At 49.1% G+C, this 20088-nt stretch carries 20 protein-coding genes, 1 tRNA gene and 2 pseudogenes; 15 read left to right on the top strand and 8 right to left on the bottom strand.

The features are described 5' to 3' along the window. Positions 1-6 precede the first annotated feature (6 nt). From FXF61_RS01255 to rpsU, 5 genes are all read right to left on the bottom strand, one after another. A complete protein-coding gene (locus FXF61_RS01255) occupies positions 7-1095 on the bottom strand; it encodes a site-specific integrase (protein ID WP_151183561.1) in 1089 nt (362 codons plus the stop codon). A 74-nt stretch (positions 1096-1169) separates the two neighbouring features. Next, positions 1170-1246: transfer RNA gene (locus tag FXF61_RS01260), tRNA-Ile, on the bottom strand. A gap of 195 nt (positions 1247-1441) precedes the next feature. Next, positions 1442-3310 (bottom strand): RNA polymerase sigma factor RpoD, encoded by a 1869-nt coding sequence (rpoD, locus tag FXF61_RS01265; RefSeq protein ID WP_151183562.1) that lies wholly within the window; start codon positions 3308-3310, stop codon positions 1442-1444. A 67-nt stretch (positions 3311-3377) separates the two neighbouring features. Next, positions 3378-5309, bottom strand: coding sequence for a DNA primase (gene dnaG, locus FXF61_RS01270; RefSeq protein ID WP_151183563.1), 1932 nt, complete (start codon positions 5307-5309; stop codon positions 3378-3380). A 263-nt stretch (positions 5310-5572) separates the two neighbouring features. Further along, positions 5573-5788 carry a 30S ribosomal protein S21 gene (gene rpsU, locus FXF61_RS01275; protein ID WP_022966022.1) on the bottom strand — a complete coding sequence of 72 codons (216 nt, stop codon included), beginning with the start codon at positions 5786-5788 and terminating at the stop codon, positions 5573-5575. Positions 5789-5986: 198 nt separating this feature from the next. On the opposite strand from rpsU, the gene tsaD reads away from it, so the two are divergent. Beyond that, a complete protein-coding gene (gene tsaD, locus FXF61_RS01280; protein ID WP_151183564.1) occupies positions 5987-7024 on the top strand; it encodes a tRNA (adenosine(37)-N6)-threonylcarbamoyltransferase complex transferase subunit TsaD in 1038 nt (345 codons plus the stop codon). Here tsaD and plsY read toward each other — a convergent pair. After that, positions 7021-7596: a glycerol-3-phosphate 1-O-acyltransferase PlsY gene (plsY, locus tag FXF61_RS01285; protein WP_151183565.1), complete on the bottom strand. Its 576-nt coding sequence runs from the start codon at positions 7594-7596 to the stop codon at positions 7021-7023. The two genes, tsaD and plsY, sit on opposite strands and share 4 nt — an antisense overlap. A gap of 50 nt (positions 7597-7646) precedes the next feature. On the opposite strand from plsY, the gene folB reads away from it, so the two are divergent. The 10 genes and pseudogenes from folB to FXF61_RS01335 form a co-directional block, all read left to right on the top strand. Then, complete coding sequence (folB, locus tag FXF61_RS01290) at positions 7647-8000, top strand: dihydroneopterin aldolase (protein WP_151183566.1); 354 nt, start codon at positions 7647-7649, stop codon at positions 7998-8000. Beyond that, entirely contained in the window at positions 7991-8524 is a 534-nt protein-coding gene (gene folK / locus FXF61_RS01295; protein WP_151183567.1) for a 2-amino-4-hydroxy-6-hydroxymethyldihydropteridine diphosphokinase, read from the top strand. Before folB ends, folK begins: the two co-directional genes overlap by 10 nt. A gap of 60 nt (positions 8525-8584) precedes the next feature. Continuing rightward, positions 8585-9838 carry a D-amino acid dehydrogenase gene (locus FXF61_RS01300; RefSeq protein ID WP_151183568.1) on the top strand — a complete coding sequence of 418 codons (1254 nt, stop codon included), beginning with the start codon at positions 8585-8587 and terminating at the stop codon, positions 9836-9838. 93 nt (positions 9839-9931) lie between these two features. Further along, the gene (gene alr, locus FXF61_RS01305) at positions 9932-11029 is read left to right on the top strand and encodes an alanine racemase (protein WP_151183569.1); all 1098 of its coding nucleotides are present in this window, start codon (positions 9932-9934) and stop codon (positions 11027-11029) included. Between the two features lie 99 nt (positions 11030-11128). Next, the gene (locus FXF61_RS01310) at positions 11129-11605 is read left to right on the top strand and encodes a cytochrome c5 family protein (protein ID WP_151183570.1); all 477 of its coding nucleotides are present in this window, start codon (positions 11129-11131) and stop codon (positions 11603-11605) included. Positions 11606-11701: 96 nt separating this feature from the next. Further along, a complete protein-coding gene (locus tag FXF61_RS01315; protein ID WP_151183571.1) occupies positions 11702-12304 on the top strand; it encodes a LysE/ArgO family amino acid transporter in 603 nt (200 codons plus the stop codon). A 145-nt stretch (positions 12305-12449) separates the two neighbouring features. Beyond that, on the top strand, positions 12450-13031 hold the full coding sequence (gene sodB, locus FXF61_RS01320; protein WP_151183572.1) for a superoxide dismutase [Fe]: 582 nt from the start codon (positions 12450-12452) through the stop codon (positions 13029-13031). A 188-nt stretch (positions 13032-13219) separates the two neighbouring features. Further along, positions 13220-14530: pseudogene (locus tag FXF61_RS01325) on the top strand (diguanylate cyclase domain-containing protein); the annotation flags it as partial. Between the two features lie 64 nt (positions 14531-14594). Next, positions 14595-15572: an IS5 family transposase gene (locus FXF61_RS01330; RefSeq protein WP_151183574.1), complete on the top strand. Its 978-nt coding sequence runs from the start codon at positions 14595-14597 to the stop codon at positions 15570-15572. 145 nt (positions 15573-15717) lie between these two features. Further along, a pseudogene (locus FXF61_RS01335) lies at positions 15718-16491 on the top strand (putative bifunctional diguanylate cyclase/phosphodiesterase); the annotation flags it as partial. A gap of 48 nt (positions 16492-16539) precedes the next feature. Here the strand turns inward: FXF61_RS01335 and mtgA are convergent. Then, positions 16540-17295 (bottom strand): monofunctional biosynthetic peptidoglycan transglycosylase, encoded by a 756-nt coding sequence (gene mtgA, locus FXF61_RS01340; protein WP_151183576.1) that lies wholly within the window; start codon positions 17293-17295, stop codon positions 16540-16542. Between the two features lie 66 nt (positions 17296-17361). Here mtgA and FXF61_RS01345 point away from each other — a divergent pair, with 66 nt between their 5' ends. The 4 genes from FXF61_RS01345 to trmB all read left to right on the top strand — a co-directional run bounded on the left by FXF61_RS01345 (position 17362) and on the right by trmB (position 19614). After that, the gene (locus FXF61_RS01345) at positions 17362-17727 is read left to right on the top strand and encodes a DUF423 domain-containing protein (RefSeq protein WP_151183577.1); all 366 of its coding nucleotides are present in this window, start codon (positions 17362-17364) and stop codon (positions 17725-17727) included. A gap of 64 nt (positions 17728-17791) precedes the next feature. Beyond that, entirely contained in the window at positions 17792-17992 is a 201-nt protein-coding gene (gene thiS / locus FXF61_RS01350) for a sulfur carrier protein ThiS (protein WP_151183578.1), read from the top strand. A 39-nt stretch (positions 17993-18031) separates the two neighbouring features. Continuing rightward, positions 18032-18826 (top strand): thiazole synthase, encoded by a 795-nt coding sequence (locus FXF61_RS01355; RefSeq protein ID WP_151183579.1) that lies wholly within the window; start codon positions 18032-18034, stop codon positions 18824-18826. 71 nt (positions 18827-18897) lie between these two features. Then, positions 18898-19614, top strand: a complete 717-nt coding sequence (gene trmB, locus FXF61_RS01360; protein WP_151183580.1) for a tRNA (guanosine(46)-N7)-methyltransferase TrmB — start codon at positions 18898-18900, stop codon at positions 19612-19614. Between the two features lie 142 nt (positions 19615-19756). Here the strand turns inward: trmB and FXF61_RS01365 are convergent, their stop codons facing one another. Continuing rightward, positions 19757-20080, bottom strand: coding sequence for a DUF3392 domain-containing protein (locus FXF61_RS01365; RefSeq protein WP_151183581.1), 324 nt, complete (start codon positions 20078-20080; stop codon positions 19757-19759). Between the last annotated feature and the right edge of the window lie 8 nt (positions 20081-20088).

Genomic DNA, 20088 nt, shown 5'->3' on the forward strand with positions numbered 1-20088 from the left:
TCATCATTAGGTTCGTGATTTTTCCAGCTTATCGAGCTTTTCCACCAAGTCTTCCGCTCGAAGATGGGTGTAACGCTTGAGCATTTGCATGGATTTATGGCCGCTGATGGCTGAAACCTCTTGGTCGGATAGCCCGGCTTCGACCAGTCTGCTGACTGCTTCGTGTCGTAAGTCGTGAAAACGAAAATCCAGTATGCCTGTGCTCTTCTTGATGCGAGTCCAAACAGGGTTGAACTGGTAGGCGCGTCGTTTGCCATCTTTTCCGGGTTCGCCAAAGAAAACAAGGTCGGTGTCGATGGGGCGAATCGGGTTAGCCAGGGCTTGGCGGAATAGCCGCGTTGCTTCGTTTGTCAGTGGAACGGTGCGTGATGTGGTGTTCTTGGTCTCTCGTAGCCTCACCACGCGTCGATCAAGGTCTATCTGGCTTCTGCGTAGGGTTGTGATCTCTGAAGAGCGCATGCCGGTTTCCAGGGCGATACGCACTATCCAGCCCAGCATGGGGTTGGAGTGAGCATCAACGGCTGTCAGAAGGCGTTTCTGCTCTTCAGGGGTAAGCCGCCGGTCACGACCTGGGCCTGGGGCAGGGCGACGGATATTTTGGACGGGATTGTGGGTCAGTCCTATGCCCCATTCCTTGATGGCGATGTTGAACATGTGGCCCAGCAGGGCAAGGTCGAGCCGAACGGTATTTGGGGATCTTGGCCTGGGGTCTGGTTGGCCTCTGGCGTCTTTGCGATCCAGCCCTGCGAGGCGGTCATCGCGGTATTGGGCGATGATTTCCGAGCTGAGCGCGGCGAGAGAGTATTTTCCCAGGTGCTGGATCAGTGGTTTGGCGTGGCGGGCCTCACTTGCGGCAGAGGTAGGACGCTTGGTTGGTGAGATTTCCGCAAGGTAGCGCTTCAGCGCTGCTTCAACGGTCAGGCGTTCGGAGCTTGCCCGTTGGATATAAACGCCGCGCACCATTTCGTCTTCTGTGCGGCGTGCCCAGTCTTCGGCGTCGCGTTTGGTGCGAAAGGTTTTTATGGTGGTCGGCCATCCAGATTTGCGGATAACGGCCTTCCAGGTGCCGGAAGGGGTCTTAACGATTGTAGCCATCGGTTGATCCTGAACAGTGCTTCACATATTGCCACTGTACCGAAACTGTACCGAAACGCTAATTTAAGGAAAGTTGGTGGGCCCAGCTGGACTTGAACCAGCGACCAACGGATTATGAGTCCGCTGCTCTAACCAACTGAGCTATAGGCCCTTTTTCTAAAATCTTGCATTTCTACAAGGTGTTTCTGTTGCTTCCCGTGGGCGTCTCATTCCAGCTTGAGCAGTGGATTATGAGTCCTCTGCTCTAACCAACTGAGCTACAGGCCCCCAGTTGCAGCGGGTGATTATACCTGTGTGCTGCAAAGACGCAAACAAAAACCCCCGAAATTATCGGGGGTTGTTGGTTTTACTCATCAAGGAAGGAGCGTAAGTGCTCGCTGCGTGATGGGTGGCGCAGTTTGCGCAGCGCCTTGGCTTCAATTTGACGAATCCGCTCGCGGGTTACATCAAACTGTTTACCGACTTCTTCCAGCGTGTGGTCAGTATTCATATCAATACCGAAGCGCATACGCAGGACTTTTGCTTCGCGCTCGGTAAGACCACTGAGAACATCGCGAGTGGACTCTTTAAGGCTCTCTACCGTGGCAATATCAATCGGCGACTGCATGGTAGCGTCTTCGATAAAGTCACCCAAATGTGAGTCTTCATCATCACCGATCGGCGTTTCCATCGAGATTGGCTCTTTCGCAATCTTCAGGACTTTACGCACACGGTCTTCAGACATTTCCATGCGCTCGCCAAGCTCCTCAGGAGTCGGCTCGCGACCCATCTCTTGCAGCATTTGACGAGAAATACGGTTGAGCTTATTGATGGTCTCAATCATATGCACAGGAATACGAATGGTGCGCGCTTGGTCAGCAATAGAGCGGGTGATTGCTTGACGAATCCACCAAGTGGCATAGGTTGAAAACTTATAACCACGACGGTATTCAAACTTATCGACCGCTTTCATCAAACCAATGTTGCCTTCTTGGATCAAGTCGAGAAACTGTAGGCCACGGTTGGTGTACTTCTTGGCAATCGAGATCACCAAGCGCAGGTTTGCTTCGACCATTTCTTTCTTGGCGCGACCGGCCTTTGCTTCACCAATCGACATGCGACGGTTGATGTCTTTGATATCGGCAATGGACAGCTGTGTTTCTGTTTCTAAATCAATTAAGGCCTGCTGATGGCGCTGAATGTCTTCAACCAGCGGTGCTAAAGCGGCTGCGTAGCGTGCTTTGCCTTCACTGAGTTTTACTGACCATTCAAGATCGGTCTCATTGCCAGGAAAGTGCTTTAAAAAGTCAGCACGCGGCATGCGCGCATCGCGAATGCATAACTGCATAATCGCGCGCTCTTGTCTGCGCAAACGCAGGAGTGAATCGCGCACATGCAGAACCAAGGCATCGTACTGCTTAGGTACCAACTTGATTGGCATAAACAGTTCAGCAAGTTCTTGCAGGGCGGTTACTGCTTGCTTGCTATTGCGCTTATGCTTGAGTAAGACTTTTTCAACTTTGGCGAGCTTCTCAGCAACTGCGCCAAAGCGCTGCTTAGCAACTTCAGGGTCAGGGCCACCGTCGCCAGCTTCTTCCTCTTCTTCTTCCTCTTTGTCCTCTTCGTCGTCGTCTTCATCGTCATCAGATGCTTTTTTTGCAGCAGCTGCGTTGCTTTTAACCGCAGCAGCCGCAGCTGCAACAACGGCAGGTTGGGCAACTTCATCGTCAGGGTCAATGTAGCCATTGAAGATGTCAGTCAGTCGAGTGCCTTCAGTGATAGCGTGATCAAAGCTGGCAAGAACACCGGCAACAGTACCAGGGAAGTGCGCAATAGCGCCCATTACATCGCGAATGCCTTCTTCAATACGCTTGGCGATTTCAATTTCGCCTTCGCGCGTAAGAAGCTCCACTGTACCCATTTCACGCATGTACATGCGTACTGGGTCAGTGGTGCGACCAATGTCAGTTTCCACTGCTGCCAAAGCAGCAGCAGCTTCTTCAGCAGCCGCTTCGTCGGTATCAGCGCCGGCCAATAATAAGGCGTCAGCATCAGGTGCTGTTTCGAAAACATTAATTCCCATGTCGTTGATCATGCGAATAATATCTTCAACCTGTTCTGGGTCAGAAATATCTTCAGGAAGGTGGTCGTTGACCTCAGCGTAAGTCAGGTATCCCTGCTCGCGACCGAGGGCGATGAGTTCTTTTAAACGAGATTGTTGTGCTTTTGCGGACATATCACCCTATCCATGAAAGGTCTGGGCCGAACGGCAATAAAGCGCATATTATACTGCATATAACCGCTTAATTACCAGTTTGGCCGGTGCTTGGTAGATTGTTGTGTTGTTCAAACAATGTACGCAAGTGTTGTTTTTCTTCGCTAGAAAGTTCGTCAGAGCGGGCTTTGTTGAGTAACTGCTCAATAAGGCGCTCGCGTTGACGTGATGCTAAGCGAGTTATGGTGTCGAAAAATTGTTGTTCAAGGTTATCGGCATCAATCAGCCATTCTTTTTCAGCCAATGCACGTAAAAGGTGGCCCTGTTCGGTGCCATGCCAGCGTGCAATCAATTGTAATGGGCTCAGGTCTGGGCTTTTCTGTAGCGCTTCAAGCAATGAGACGAGCAATTGCGCATATAAGTCATCTTCTGCAGCCAGTTTACTTGCGGTGTCAACTTTTAACGCTAAGTGTGGATGATGCAACAAGGTACGCAGAGCGGCCAAGTGCGGGGTTTCTACAGCGACATTGGCACGGTTTGATTGGCGTGCTGGAACGTTTTTTGGATGCCATGAGTTTTCATTATGGCTGTGTTTTCTAAATGACTGGGGTTGTGTCTCGGTTGCTATCTGCGTGTAGTCATTGGCGTGGAGCTGGTTGTAGGCGTCAAGATCAATTGGCTCGTAGTCGTCGTTAGCAGGCCAGTCTGGTGCCGGTGGTGGACTCGCTTCTATGCTTGCAGCACCGGAGAGGCCGGTCATTTGAGTCAGTTTTTGGCGCATTAAGGCGCGTAAATTTGCACCAGGAATACGCTCGATCAGAGGCGCGGCAAGGGTTGCCATGTGCGCTTTACCTTCCAGCGACTCAAGGTTTACTTCTTCTGCCAAATGGCTGAAGAAATATTCAGTTAAAGGTACAGCTTGTTGTGTTATGCGCGCCTGAAAGGCATCCAAGCCTTCGCTGCGAATTAAGCTGTCTGGGTCTTCGCCGTCGGGAACAAATAAAAACCGCGCCTGATGGCCGTCTTTTAGATTGCTAAGTGTGGACTCAAGCGCACGCCAAGCGGCTTTACGGCCGGCATTGTCACCATCAAAGCAAAATAAAATGCTAGGCACGACTCTAAATAAGCGCTTGATGTGTTCTTCGCTGGTGGCGGTGCCAAGTGTGGCAACGGCATTACGTAGGCCTTGTTGGGCGAGGGCGATCACATCCATATAGCCTTCAACAACAATGATTTCATTGAGTTGTCGGTTGTGTTTGCGTGCCTCATAAAGGCCGTACAGTTCTTGGCCTTTATGGAATACTGCTGTTTCTGGGGAGTTGAGGTATTTGGGCTTGTCGTCACCCAATACGCGTCCGCCAAAACCGATGATGCGCCCACGCGAGTCATGGATCGGGAAAATAATCCGATCACGGAAACGATCATAGCGGCGTTGAGTCTCAGCGTTTTCAGCCAGTAGACCGGCATCAACCAGCGCTTTTTGCTGCAGGCTGTCACCACCTAAGTGTTTGCTCAGGTTGTCCCAGCCAGGAGGGGCAAAGCCCAGTGCAAAATCACGTGCGATGACGCCAGAGACGCCACGGTTTTTTAAATAATTAACCGCCGCATTGCGCTGGGGGTGGTTTTTCAGTGCTGCGCGGTAATAGTCACTGGCTGCTGTCAGCAAGGCATAAAGTGGCGAGTCAACAGCTTGGCGTGGCTTTTTTGGGGCGCTGCTGTCTTCATGCTCGACTTCAACGCCGGCGCGCTTGGCGAGCTCTTCGACCGCCTCAGGGAAATCAAGGTGGTCGTGATCCATAATAAAGCCAAGCGCATTGCCACCGGCGCCGCAACCAAAGCAGTAATAGAACTGCTTGTCATGATTGACGCTGAAAGAGGGCGTTTTCTCTTGGTGGAAAGGGCAGCAGGCGGTGTAGTTTTTTCCAGATTTTTTTAATTGCACGCGCGAACTCACCACTTCGACAATGTCGGTGCGGTTGAGTAAGTCATCAATAAAGCCTTGTGCAATTAATCCAGCCATGGCGTTCCTACAATGCTTGGTTTATATCACTGCGGCGCTGTTTGCTTTGAGAGTCTAGTGCTGGCGCGCGTACCAGTATGACAGTTAACTGTGAGGTAAGTTTTGCAGAGCTGAGCGTCTGAGTTTAGCTGAGCTGTTGCAAGCATAATGGCTAGCGCTTGTCATAGCAGTGGCTTTAATGCTGAGCTCGTTAGAAAATTAAGGGTTTAAAACGACAAAACCCGGACGAATCCGGGCTTTGCTACGCACTAAGCCTATGAAACTTAATACAGGCGTTCGTGACGACGTTGTTCGCGTTGAACTTTTTTTGCATGGCGCTTTACTGCAGCTGCGGCTTTACGCTTGCGTTCGGCAGTAGGCTTTTCATAAAATTCGCGACTGCGTACATCAGCAAGAACACCGGCTTTTTCGCAGGAGCGCTTGAAGCGACGCAGAGCAACGTCAAATGGTTCGTTGTCTTTAAGTTTGACAGTTGGCATCCGATTCGTACCTTCATCAATGACCGGGTGGTTTGATATACATTCAGTAAGAATATATATCGGTTTTCAAGGGTTGCGGATATTACCTGCTTTTTTCAGTAAAAGCAAAGGCATTGCTAGAAAAGCATAGAACATCACCGCTAAGCCGCTTATGATGCGTGCATATTCTTTTTTTGTAAAGTTGGACGGATAGATTAAATGCTAGTCTTGGGTCTAGAGACATCCTGCGATGAAACGGGCGTTGCTTTGTATGACAGTCAGCGTGGGCTGTTAGCCGATGCATTATTTAGCCAAATTGAATTGCATCGCCTGTATGGCGGTGTGGTGCCAGAGCTGGCTTCGCGTGATCATATTAAACGTATGTTGCCGTTAATTGAACAAGTATTGGCGGATGCGCAGTGCTGCCCAAGAGATATTCAAGGTATCGCTTACACCGCAGGGCCTGGCTTAGTTGGCGCGTTGTTGGTGGGTGCGTCTTGCGCACAAGCCTTGGCGTTTGCTTGGGATATACCAGCCATTGGTGTGCACCATATGGAAGGTCACTTATTAGCGCCGATGCTGGAAGAAACACCGCCAGAGTTTCCGTTTGTGGCTTTATTGGTGTCTGGCGGACACACTCAATTAGTGCGTGTGGATGGTATTGGTCAGTACCGCTTGCTGGGTGAGTCAATTGATGATGCGGCCGGCGAGGCGTTTGATAAAACTGCAAAAATGATGGGTTTAAAGTACCCCGGTGGTCCTGAAATTGCCCGCATTGCTGCGCAGGGGCAGCCGGGGCGCTTTACCTTGCCTCAGCCGATGACGGATCGCCCAGGCTTGCAATTTAGTTTCAGTGGCCTGAAAACTGCAACTTTGACTGCGTGGAATAAATGCATTGCCGCGGGTGATGATGGCGAGCAAACACGGGCTGATCTAGCGCATGCCTTTCAGGTTGCGGTGGTGTCAACGCTGACGATCAAATGCCAGCGCGCACTTGAGCAAGAAAATTTAAAAACCTTAGTGATTGCCGGTGGTGTCAGCGCCAACCAAGCGCTGCGCCGCTCATTAGAGAAGGTGCTCGCCAAGCGTCAAGGCGAGGTGTTTTATGCGCGCCCAGAGTTCTGTACCGATAACGGCGCGATGATTGCCTATGCTGGTTGTCAGCGCTTATTAGCAGGGCAAAAAGAAGGCGCAGCGATTCATGTGCGCGCACGCTGGCCGATGGAAGAGTTGCCCGCGCTGACTGCAGAAAATTAATCTTTAAAACGACGTTCTTTACCGGCCAGCAAATCTTTTAAATTGGTGCGGTGCCGCCAGACCAGCAGTACGCTGAGAACGCTTACTGGCAATAACGCATAAGGCTGCTGCCAAGCCAGTAGCGGCAAGCATAGCGGCACGCTAGCCAAGGCGGCGAGCGAGCTGATGCGGGTCAGGCTAAAGGTGAGTAGCCAAGCAGCCAGTGCTAGCAGCGCTGCTGGAGGGTATAAACCCAGTAGCATGCCGGCAGTTGTTGCAACCCCTTTACCGCCGCGAAATTTAAAATAAATAGGATACAAGTGACCAATCACTGCTGCTAAACCGACCCAGGCCTGTTGTCGCTCGCTGAAACCTAGAGTGCTGGCAATTAAAATTGGCAGTAATCCTTTGCTCAGATCGCCGAGCAGGGTCAGAATAGCCAGGCGTTTACCAGCGACACGCAACATATTGGTCGCACCAGGATTACCAGAACCCTGTGAGCGCGGGTCGCTATTGCCATAATAACGGCTCAATATGATGGCAAATGAAAATGAGCCAAGCAGATAAGCGCACACTAGAAGTAACTCAAACATTTGCATGATCCAAGGCCAGCGAGTCTTGATTCTAACGAGGCAGGAGCAAAGTGGACACGGTATTTATCGAAAGTCTAGAAGTAGACACTGTTATTGGTGCCTATGACTGGGAGCGTACAATTCGCCAAAACCTGTTGGTGGATGTGCACATGGGCTGGGATAATCAGCCCTGCGCCGCAGATGATGCACTGCATTTGGCTCTAGATTACGCCGCAGTATCTGAGTGTATTCATCATTTTGCACAAGACAGCCGTTTTGAATTGGTTGAAACCTTTGCTGAACGACTGGCTGCTTTATTAATGCTTGAGTTTAATATTCCTTGGCTGCGCTTAAAAATTACCAAACCTGGTGCTGTTGCCAGTGCGCGCGGTGTCGGTGTGGAGATTGAACGCGGATGCCGTTAGTCGATGTGTACTTGGGGGTAGGCACTAATGTTGAGCGTGAAAAACATCTGTGTGCTGGCCTTGATGCTTTATTTGAGTTGTTTGGTGATCTAGATTGTTCGCCGGTGTTTGAAAGTGAACCTGTGGGGATCCGCAGCGCTCGTTTTTTAAATATGGTGGTGCATGTTAAAACCCGTATGCCTTTGCAAGAGCTGGATCAACAACTTAAGCAGATTGAAGCACTAAACGGTCGCTATGCTGTACCACGCATAGGCTTGCCGCTGGATATTGATGTGTTGTTATATGGCAAGCAGGTTGGTGTATACGGCAATGTTATTCTGCCGCGCGCTGAAATTTTAAAGAATGCGTTTGTTTTGTGGCCGTTGGCACTTTTGGCTGGGCAGGTACAGCATCCGGTTGCACGGCAGACGTTTACGCAGTTGTGGCAGCAGGCACAGATAGAGCAAGACTTGTGGCCGTTGGCTTTTACCTGGCGTGAGCAGTCGCTTACGCCAAAAAATTTATTAAAGGCGAGCGCAGTCTAAGTAGGACCAGTATTTAAGAATCAGCAGAACTTGAATGAATCAAGTAGCATTGGGGGCAATATGCGGGTACTCGTATTAGGGGCAGGTGTTGTTGGCGTAACTAGCGCGTATTATTTGGCAAAACAAGGCTATCAAGTGGTTGTGGTTGACCGTCAGTCAAATGTCGCTGAGGAAACCAGTTTTGCCAACGCTGGGCAAATATCACCTGGCCATGCATCGCCTTGGGCGGCGCCAGGTATACCGTTTAAAGCAATCAAATGGATGATGCGGGCGCATTCGCCTTTTTCTGTGCGTTTGCGCTCTGATATTTTTCAGTACCAATGGCTGGCACAAATGCTGCGCAACTGTACGTCAGCACGTTATACGGTGAATAAAGAACGCATGGTGCGTCTTGCCGAGTACAGTCGTGATTGTTTAGATGCGCTGCGTGCCGATACAGGCATTGAGTACGAAGGGCAGCAAAAAGGCACCACACAGCTGTTTCGCACCCAGCAACAATTCGATAGCACTGCGCAGGATATTGCTGTGTTAGAGCGCAACGGTGTGCCTTATGAGCTGATGGGTGCGGCAGATATTGCCCGTGTTGAACCGGCCTTAGCCGCTGTATCTGACACCTTAGTTGGAGCGTTACATCTGCCCAATGATCAAACCGGTGACTGTAATTTATTTGCCCGCAATTTAGCTGCTAAAGCGCGCGACCTTGGCGTTGAGTTTCGTTTTGAACACACCATAGAGCGTATCTGTAGCACTGGCGATCGCATCAGTGGTGTTTATATTAATGGTGAGCTAGAAACTGCTGATCAGTATGTGGTTGCGCTGGGCAGTTACTCTCGTTTGCTGCTTGAGCCTTTGGGGATTAAAACCCCGATTTACCCGTTAAAGGGCTATACCTTGACGATGCCGGTGACAGACCCTGCGATGGCACCGCGATCAACTATTGTTGATGAAACTTATAAAGTGGCAGTGACCCGTTTTGACCAGCGTGTCCGTGTTGGTGGAATGGCGCATATTAAGGGCTTTGATTTGACGCTTAATCCCAAACACCGTGAAACATTAGAGTATGTGATGGGCTTGCTGTATCCGCGTGCTGGTGATTTAACTCAGGCTGAATTTTGGACCGGTTTGCGCCCTGCAACACCGGATGGTACACCGATAGTTGGCAAAACAGCCTATCGGAATTTGTTTTTAAATACAGGGCACGGCACGTTAGGGTGGACTATGTCCTGTGGTTCAGCGAGTTATTTGGCAGACATCATGAGTAAGAAAATCCCGCAGATCAGCCGTGAGGGTTTGGATATATTTCGTTACTGCTAAAGAACAGTGGGTTGCTATGGTCGTGTTGCTTGTTTCGTGCGATTGCTAGCGTAAACATCGGCGAGTGGTTTTATTTTAGAGAGTGAGCAGGTCATGCGTCCAGCGCGCGCGTTAATTAATTTACAAGCCTTGCGGCATAACTATCGAGTGGCACGGCAGTTGTGTGCAGATAAAGCCTTGGCAGTGGTAAAAGCCGATGCTTATGGGCATGGTGCTGTGCATTGTGCGTTGGCCTTGCATGATATTGCTGATGGCTTTGCTGTGGCGTGCTTAGATGAGGCGCTTGAGTTGCGTGAGGCGGGCGTGACTTTGCCTATTTTATTGCTTGAAGGTTTTTTTGATCCGGATGAATTGCAGCTGATTGTTGCGCATGATTTGTGGTGTGTGATTCATGCTGACTGGCAGTTAGAGGCGCTTGAGCGAGCTGCGCTACTGCGGCCGCTAACTGTGTGGTTAAAAATGGATTCGGGTATGCATCGTGTGGGTTTTTTTCCTCGCGAGTATCAAGCGGCATGGCAGCGCCTGCAGGTTTGTAGCAATGTTGCCACCGTGGTGTTAATGAGCCATTTCTCACAAGCGGATGAATTGCACTCCGCACGCACGCAAGAGCAGTATCAGATATTCACTGACGTTGTGACTGGTATGCAGGCCCCTATTAGTCTATGCAATTCACCTGCTTTATTAGCATGGCCCAGTATTCGCAGTGATTGGTCGCGTCCGGGTATTATTTTATATGGCAGCCAGCCCGTGGCAATGCATGGGGTGAGCGTTGAAAAGTTGCAGCCCGTTATGACCCTGCAATCTAAAATTATTTCGGTACGTGAGCTGTCTGCCGGTGAACCGGTAGGTTATGGTGCGCAGTATGTCAGTGAGCAGCCGGTGCGCGTAGGTATTGTCGCAATGGGCTACGCTGATGGTTATCCGCGTCATGCACCGACCGGTACGCCAGTTGCTGTGGATGGCCGTATGACTCAAATACTGGGTCGCGTCTCCATGGATATGTTGGCGGTGGATTTGACCGGACTCAAACAGGCTGGCGTTGGTAGCAGCGTCGAACTGTGGGGTGCAATAGTATCTGTGGATGAGGTAGCGACGCGCGCAGGAACTATTTCCTATGAACTGTTATGTAATGTAAAGCGTGTGCGCTATGAGTACTCGGCGTATGATTCATTAAAAAACACTATTGCCTAGATTGTTCTGTTTGCCTGGCGGCGGGGAGTGGTTATACTGTGTAGAGCTCGTAAAATACGACTTGCGAGCATGAATTGCCATGATAATAGAGGGTGTACTGTGAACCTGATGAAGAAAATTCTGGTAGCTCAAGCAACTGTCTTAGCCTTATGGGCTGTCAGTGCACAAGCGACCACTGATGAAGAAATTGCGCAGCGCATCAAGCCTGTCGGCGAAGTGTGCGTCCAAGGTCAAGAATGTGCGAATGCTCCTGCTCCAGCCGCTCCTGCTGCCGCTGCAAGTACTGAAGCTGTAAGTGCTGAGGCTGAGGCTCCTGCTGTTGCTGCTTCAGCAGGTCGCAGTGGAGAGGATGTTTACAATCAATTTTGTACTGTTTGTCACTCAATCGGCTTACTTGATGCGCCTAAGACTGGCGATACTGCAGTATGGGAAGCGCGTGCCAAGATTGCTGGTGGCTTAGAGGGTCTATTAAAGACTTCGATTAGCGGTATTAATGCGATGCCACCAAAAGGCACGTGCAGCGATTGTACTGATGACGAGCTACTGAGCGCGATTAAGTCAATGTCTGGCTTATAAACCGCACGCCATTAAAAAAACCGCCGATCGGCGGTTTTTTTAATGTTGGTTAAAAATAATTCAACCCCAGCGGTTCATATCTTGGGAGTGCGGGCTGTGCTGCAAAGTTACACCAGCGGCTTATTTATTGCGCTAGGATTAATTATGGCGATTGGCGCGCAAAATGCCTTTGTTGTCTCACAAGCATTGCGCCGTGAACATCACCTTTGGGTTGCCAGTGTTTGCGTCTTTTTTGATGTGTTGCTAATTGCCTGCGGCGTTTATGGCCTGGCGCAGATTCTCACCAGCAGTCCGGTGCTGCTTAGCATTGCACGTTGGGGTGGGGTGCTGTTCCTATCATCTTATGGTGCATTGGCCTTGCAGCGTGCTTTTCGTAGAAACGTTCTGGAAGCTGCAGTTGTACGTCCGGCACAGTCATTGCGAGCGGTAATAATGACAACTTTAGCGGTTACTTTGCTAAATCCGCATGTGTATTTAGATACCGTCTTATTGATAGGTTCGCTTGGTGCGCAGCAAGCCTCACCGAGCGCCTATGTGTTGGGCGCAGCAACAGGTTCATTGTTATGGTTTTTTAGTTTAGCACTAGGCGCAGCGAAATTAGCACCTTGGCTGGCGCGACCGATAACATGGCGGATCATTGATTTTTTAGTCGCCTTGATGATGTTTAGCGTAGCTGCGCAATTAGTGCTTGGTGATTAGGGCTACTTAGGTGCAACATGGCTAAGCCGCCTCTGAAGTGCTACAATACATGACTTAAAGCAAGTCGGAGCGGTTGGCAGTTGAATCGGCCGTCCAATTATGAGCTTGCTGATTGTGCCTTGTCTGATGTAAATGGAGAATAATCATGGCTTTTGAATTACCTGCACTTCCTTACGAAAAAAATGCACTAGAACCTCATATTTCTGCAGAAACTTTAGATTTTCACCACGGTAAGCACCACAACGCCTATGTTGTGAACTTGAACAACCTGGTTCCAGGTACTGAGTTTGAAGGCAAAAGCTTAGAAGAAATCATTAAAACGTCAAGCGGCGGTGTATTTAATAACGCCGCACAAGTGTGGAACCATACGTTTTACTGGAACTGCTTAGCGCCAAATGCTGGCGGTGAGCCAACAGGCGCTTTAGCTGATGCTATTAATGCAGCCTTTGGTTCGTTTGCAGCGTTCAAAGAAGAGTTCACTAAAACCGCAATCGGAACATTCGGTTCTGGCTGGGCTTGGTTAGTTAAAAAGGCTGACGGATCTTTAGCACTGTCTAGCACTATCGGTGCAGGCTGTCCGTTAACTACCAGTGACACAGCGCTATTGACCTGTGATGTTTGGGAGCACGCTTATTACATTGACTACCGTAATGCGCGCCCTAAGTACGTAGAAGCATTTTGGAACTTAGTTAACTGGGACTTTGTAGCGAAAAACTTCGCTGGCTAAGTGCTAGTAGAACTAAAGCCTGCTTTATAAAAACCCCCAACTGCTGCATTGTCAGCGTTGGGGGTTTTTTGTAATGGCTAGGTTTTGAAAGGGTATTTTGTTTTTGCTTTATGGAGTATAAATAAGGCGTTTTGAGAGCAAGGCAAATGGTTGGTTGCTAACAAAACATAATAAGAAGGCAGCTATTATTGAACATAGAACGTAAAGACGGTTTGTCATTTAAGCTTTTGCGCTGGGTCGTTGGTGCGGCCTTGCTTGTAGGTGTTGTCTTAAGTTTTATGCAAATTGCTTATGACGTGCACCTAACAGAGCAGCAAATCGAAAATGATGGTCAGCGCATATTGGCGATGTTTAACGATCCGTCAACGCAAGCACTGTACAGTCTTGATGAGGAGGTAGGCCGACAGGTTATTGAGGGTTTACTGCATCATGAGTCGGTGCGTTTTGCCAGTATTGGTCACCCAAGTGAAGTGCTTTTGGCGCAAGGGTCGCGCGACTTACAGGTTTCGCAGCGTCGTCATTTTACCGATCTTGTGTTTGCTCAAGAGCGTGCTTTCAAGGTGGCGTTGGGCAGAGCTATAGGCGATGGTGAGTATTATGGTGATTTAAGTATTGTTTTAGATACAGCTTTATATGGTGATCGTTTAATTAAAAATGCTGTCGCTATTTTAATTTCGGGCGTACTAAGTGCATTGATTTTGGGCTTAGTGTTGTATTTGATTTATCACACATTGTTAACGCGACCGTTAGAGAAGACTATCCAGCATCTAAGCCGTGTTAACCCAGACCGACCGGCTGACCATCAACTGCCGCTGCTTAAAGGGCATGAAAAAAATGAGCTGGGTTTGTGGACACGCAAAGTTAATCAATTATTAGCTGCTATTGAGCGCAATACACACTTGCGACGTGAAGCAGAAGACAGCTTATTGCTAATGTCGCAAATTGATTTTTTAACCGGGCTGCCCAACCGACAAGAGTTGCAGCTGCAATTGGATAAAATCCTTGATGATGCACGTGATAAACAGCACGGCGTTGCTGTGTTGTGTCTTGGCTTGGATGATTTTAAAAATATCAATGAGCAGCACAACTATCAGATCGGTGATTGGTTGCTGCAAGGTGTTGCCCAGCGTTTGCGAGTGCACGGTGAGCACGAAGGTTGTCTTGCGCGCTTAGGTGGTGATCAGTTTGTGATTGTTAAGTCTGGCATTGAAGAGCCTGAGCAAGCTGCAGAATTAGCGCAAAGTATTCTTGATAGCCTAAAAGAACCTTTGCTGATGGCACAGTCATGCAGCCCTGAGCTTTTGTCGGTTCGCCTGTACGCCACTATTGGTATTACTTTGTTTCCAGATGATGGTGGCAGCACCGAAGCGCTGCTACAGCAGGCTGAGCAAACGATGCAGCTGGCTAAAAAAGGCGCACGTAATCGCTACCAGTTTTTTATTGCCAGTATTGATTTAGAAATACGCAGACGGCGCCGACTTAAGGAAACACTGAACAAACCCCAAGCGGGCTGCAGCCTTTGGTAAAATAGTCCAATCCGTAATTAGTATCGAGTCCACAGTCATGCAAATCACTTTCGCCGAAGCCGAGTTCGTCAGCAAAAAGAAGCAAACCCGTAGGGATCGACTGTTGATGGACCTGGAAACTCTGGTGCCTTGGTCTGTTCTGGAATCAGTGATTGAGCCGTACTATCCGAAATCTGACGGCAAACGAGGTCGTCCGACTATGGGGCTTTCTCGCATGTTACGTATGTACATCCTACAGCAGGTCATGGGGTTTTCCGATGAAGGAACTGAGGATGCCGTTTATGACAGCGCAGCAATTCAGCTGTTTATGGATATTGATCTTGGGCGTGATGCCGTGCCGGATGCGACCACTTTGTTGCGTTTTCGTCGTCTGCTGGAAACTCACAGCTTGACTCAACAAATTTTTGCTGCGGTCAATTACCAACTGGCGAGCAAGGGCTTGTACCTCAAGGAAGGCACGGTGGTTGACGCTACAATTATTGCCGCACCACCTTCCACCAAGAATAAGAGTAAAAGCCGTGATCCGCAAATGCGCTCCACTAAGAAAGGCAATCAGTATTACTTTGGCATGAAAGCTCACATCGGTGTTGATGCGGCTAGCGGTTTGGTGCACACACTGGTCACCACTGCGGCCAACGTGCACGACGTGAACCAAGCTCATGCTTTGCTACACGGCGAGGAACAGCAGGTATACGGTGATTCTGGTTATCTGGGGGCTGACAAACGGGAAGAAAATAAGGATAAAGATGTGGAGTGGGTGGTAGCCATGCGCCATGGAAAGCGTCGAAAGCTGCGCGATAGCGGCACAGAAGAAGGTCAACTGGCTGACAAAATCGAAAAATTAAAGAGCCGGATACGCGCCAAGGTTGAGCATCCCTTTTACTGGGTCAAAGTGCACTTTGGTCACCGCAAGACTCGCTACCGTGGCTTGGCGAAAAACACAGCCCATCTCTATAGCCTGTTTGCCTTGGCAAACCTGTTCTTGTCGAAGCGATGTATGCCGTTGGCGGGATAAATCCGCCTAAAAACCGGTAAGCTGCCGGGAAAAGCAGCAAAAACGGGTAAAACTGCTGATAAAAAGGTTTTTTATGGCCCTGAAGTTGAAATTTAAGAGCTGAATTTTAAATCCGCATGGATTGGCTGGTTTGATTGGTTTTATTCAGCGTTTCCTTAAAAAGGAGCTTAAAGATGCGGTCAGTAATAATCAGCTGCATTTGGTCTACCAGCAACAAGTTAATTACAGCAGCAAGGACGTCATTGGGGTAGAAGCGTTGCTGCGTTGGACGCATCCAGAGTTGGGCATGATTGCGCCTGATGTATTTATTCCGCTGGCAGAGCAAAGCAGCCAAATTATTGAGCTGGGCGACTGGGTGCTCGATCAAGCCTGCCAGCAGTTGCGAGCCTGGCATGATCAAGGCAAAACAGATTTAAGAATGGCGGTTAACCTGTCGGCAGCACAGTTGCATCACGCAGACTTATTACGCCAAGTGAAGGCTAAGCTGGTGTTGTATAACTTGCTGCCGGATAGCTTGGAGTTAGAAATTACTGAAACAGGTTTGATGGAAGATATTAGAGCTGCCGCTAGAAACTTGCGCGGTTTGCGCAGTATGGGTGTGCGCATAGCCATTGATGATTTCGGTACAGGTTATTCGTCTCTGAGTTACTTAAAAACCCTGTCTTTAGATAAGTTAAAAATTGATAAAAGTTTTGTGCAGGATGTATTTGATAGTGAAGATAATGCCACTATTGTAAAAACAATTATTCAATTGAGTAAAAACTTAGGGATGCAGGTCATTGCTGAAGGGGTGGAAACTCTAGAGCAGGAGCGCTTCCTGATTGAGCTGGGCTGCGATGAAGGACAGGGTTATTGGTATGGAAAACCGGTGACCGCAGCTCAAGCAAGCGCAACATTTCTATGCGCGAGCACTATTTAAAGTTCGGTGCTGATGCGGCTAGACGAGTGATTGACGCCAGTAGAACGTTTAACGGCTAAACGTGTTTTTTACTCGAGTGTTGAGCGCTAAAACCCATTCAGGGTAAGAAGGCTTAAGCGCTTGCAGGTAGTGGCTGGCACCCAGCTGCTGTACTTGGCGACGAATCCAGCGTGCACGTTGCTCTGTTGCTGCGCTGGGCTGGCTGGCACTGCGTTTTAATGGGCTGGGCAGTATGGCTGCGAGTAAGTAGGACTGCTGGATGGATAAATACGCTGCGCCTGTGTTGAAATGATACTGTGCTGCTGCTTGTGCGCCGAAAACCCCTGGCCCCCACTCGGCACTGTTTAAATACACTTCAAGAATGCGCTCTTTACTCCAAAGCAACTCAATCCACGCAGTGAACCAAGCCTCTAAGATTTTTCGCGGCCAGCTGCGTGATGACCATAGAAATGTATTCTTCGCCACTTGCTGTGAAAGGGTGCTAGCGCCTCGTATACTGCTGCCTTGCTGGTTGTAGCTGAATGCAGCGCGAATGGCGTCAAAATCAAAACCGTAATGGCTGGAAAACTGCTGGTCCTCTGCGGCAATCACCGCCATCTTTAAATGATCAGGCAAAGTATGCCAAGGCTGCCAAATGCGCTCAGCTGTATAATCTTGCCCAGATAGCTTTGCTTCAATTTGTCGCTCAAGCATAAGTGCGCTAAAGGGTAAGTTAACCCAGCGTAATGCCAGTACCAGTACAATGCTGAGCGCCATACAGGTGAGCAGAGTGAAGAGTAAAGTACGAAACAGTTTGCGTGGCATCGTTTTTAACCTGAAAAAGCATAGATACCAGTATAACTAGCGTTTTAATAATGTGGAGAGCCCGTTGTGCGTTATAGCCTATTCATCGCATCCGTTTTTGGTGGTTTAGCAGTCTTGCTGGGTGCCTTTGCCGCACATGGTTTGAAAAACATATTGAGTGCAAGTTCATTAACTGTATTGCAGACCGGTGTGCAGTATCAGTTTATTCATGCGCTTGCTTTGTTGCTGGTCGCCGTTTTAGCGCAAAGCCGTCCTTCGCGGGCGCTGTGGTTTGCGGCGCTATTGTTTACAGTTGGGATTGTTTTATTCTCAGGCAGTTTGTATGTGCTAGTACTCACGCCGTTTAAGCCTGGCTTAGTCACACCAATTGGTGGCAGCTTGTTGGTGCTCGGCTGGGTGAGTTTAGCCTGCTCAGCTTGGCGTAAAGCCTAAACATTTGGCGATCAGTGGCCGAACCCGCTAAAATAATGCCCCTTCGGAATTTCACGGTTGTGTTATGCATATTCAGTTGAATGGTGAGACCTACCCATTAAGCGAGTCGCTCAGTGTGGCAGGTTTAATTGAGCATCTGCAGTTAGCAGGGCGCCGCGTTGCCGTCGAGTTAAACTTCGAAATTGTGCCACGCAGTCTGTATGAATCCACACAACTTAAAGACGGCGATGTCATTGAAGTTGTGCATGCGATTGGCGGTGGTTAGTTATAACTGACTGCTTTGATGAATTAAGAGAGACGCTAAATGAATCCTGTGCGTATTGACCTGCCATTTGAAATAGCCGGTAAAACATACTCCTCACGATTGTTGGTGGGTACCGGTAAATATAAAGACATGGAAGAGACCCGCTTAGCGATTGAAGCCTCTGGTGCTGAAATTGTGACTGTAGCGGTGCGTCGTACTAATATTGGTCAAAATAAGGATGAAGAAAATTTATTGGATGTGATCAGTCCTGATCGCTATACCATTTTGCCCAATACCGCCGGTTGTTATGATGCCGAGTCTGCGATCCGTACCTGTCGCTTAGCGCGTGAGTTATTGGGTGGTCGCAATTTGGTTAAGTTGGAAATTCTTGCCGATCAAAAGACTTTATTTCCCAATGTGGTGGAAACTCTAAAAGCCGCTAAAGTGCTGGTCGATGAGGGTTTTGATGTCATGGTCTATACCAGTGATGACCCTATTATTGCACGCGAGCTTGAGGCGATTGGTTGCATTGCAGTGATGCCGTTAGCCGGTTTGATTGGTACCGGTTTGGGCATTTGTAACCCGTATAATCTGCGTATTATTTTAGAAGAAGCGAAGGTTCCGGTGCTGGTGGATGCGGGTGTGGGTACAGCATCTGACGCCACTATTGCGATGGAAATGGGTTGCGCAGCCGTCCTTATGAACAGTGCCATTGCCAACGCACAGCAACCTGTTTTGATGGCGCAAGCCATGCGCCATGCGATTATAGCAGGGCGCTTAGCGTATTTAGCGGGACGTATGCCCAAGAAGCTCTATGCCAGCGCCTCTTCGCCGCTTGATGGCCTGATCGGCTAAGTTGGCTGTTATTTAATTAAATGGCTGTGCATGTCCTGCGCAGCCATATCGTTCATATAGATAGGATTCCCATGACTGATGATCTCATCACGGATGAGGTGCTGCCAGTGCATCGCCGTGAAATTAAAAGCTATGTGATGCGTGCTGGTCGGATGACTGATGGTCAGCAGCGTGGACTGGATGAGGGCTTGCCAAAATATGGCTTGCTGCTGGCTGATGGCTTACAAAACTTTGATACGGTGTTTGGCCGACAAGCACCGCGCACCTTAGAAATAGGTTTTGGCATGGGGCAGTCGTTGCTAGCAATGGCGCAAGCTGCACCTGAGCAGGATTTTATTGGCATTGAAGTGCACCGACCTGGCGTCGGCTCATTGCTTAATAGCTTGTTGACAGAAAAAGTCAGCAACGTGCGAGTCTACAATTGTGATGCGTTAGATGTATTAAAAAACTGTGTGGCCGATGCCAGCCTTGATCGCCTAATGTTATTTTTCCCTGATCCATGGCATAAAAGTCGCCACCATAAACGCCGGATTGTGCAACCTGAGTTTGCCCAGTTGGTACGCAGTAAGCTAAAAGTGGGCGGTATCTTTCACTTAGCGACAGACTGGGAACCCTATGCTGAGCATATGCTCGAGGTATTAAATGTAGCGCCAGGTTTTGTTAATTTATCCGAAGACAACACCTATGTGGTGCGTCCTGCAGAGCGCCCTGTGACAAAGTTTGAGCGCCGTGGTGAGCGTTTAGGGCATGGTGTCTGGGATTTGAAGTTCCAGCGGGAGGCTGACTAAATCTTATTTTGTCTTTAATGTTGTTCAATGTTGGCTGCACTAGGCTATGCATGGCAGGCTTCAACCTGCTGTTTAAAGCCTAGTAGGCCGCTTAATCATCGCGGCTTGGATAAAGTCTTAGAAGCAGCCTAGCTGACCTCACTCAGTTTCGATCTGCTAAAATTCCAATCAGAATAAACACCATCACTAACACAGGTGCGAGCGTGTAGTTATTGAGATGAGCGAATGCACTAACCAGCACGGGTGTTAGGTAAATCATCGCGCAGCCAAAACCAATGGCGCAGACTAAGACAAAAATCAGCGTGCGTATGACAAAGTTAAAATGACTGATTGAGCGTCGTACCCAGCTAATCAGCGCTGGACCAAACAGTACCAATGCCGTGGCCATCACGGCCAGAGAAATATCATGCAGGTGTGTGCGACTCCACTTTGAGAGGGTCAAGATTAGGTCAAAAAATACGTCCATAAAACTTC

The organism is Pseudomonas sp. C27(2019), assembly GCF_008807395.1.
Classification (GTDB): domain Bacteria; phylum Pseudomonadota; class Gammaproteobacteria; order Pseudomonadales; family Pseudomonadaceae; genus Denitrificimonas.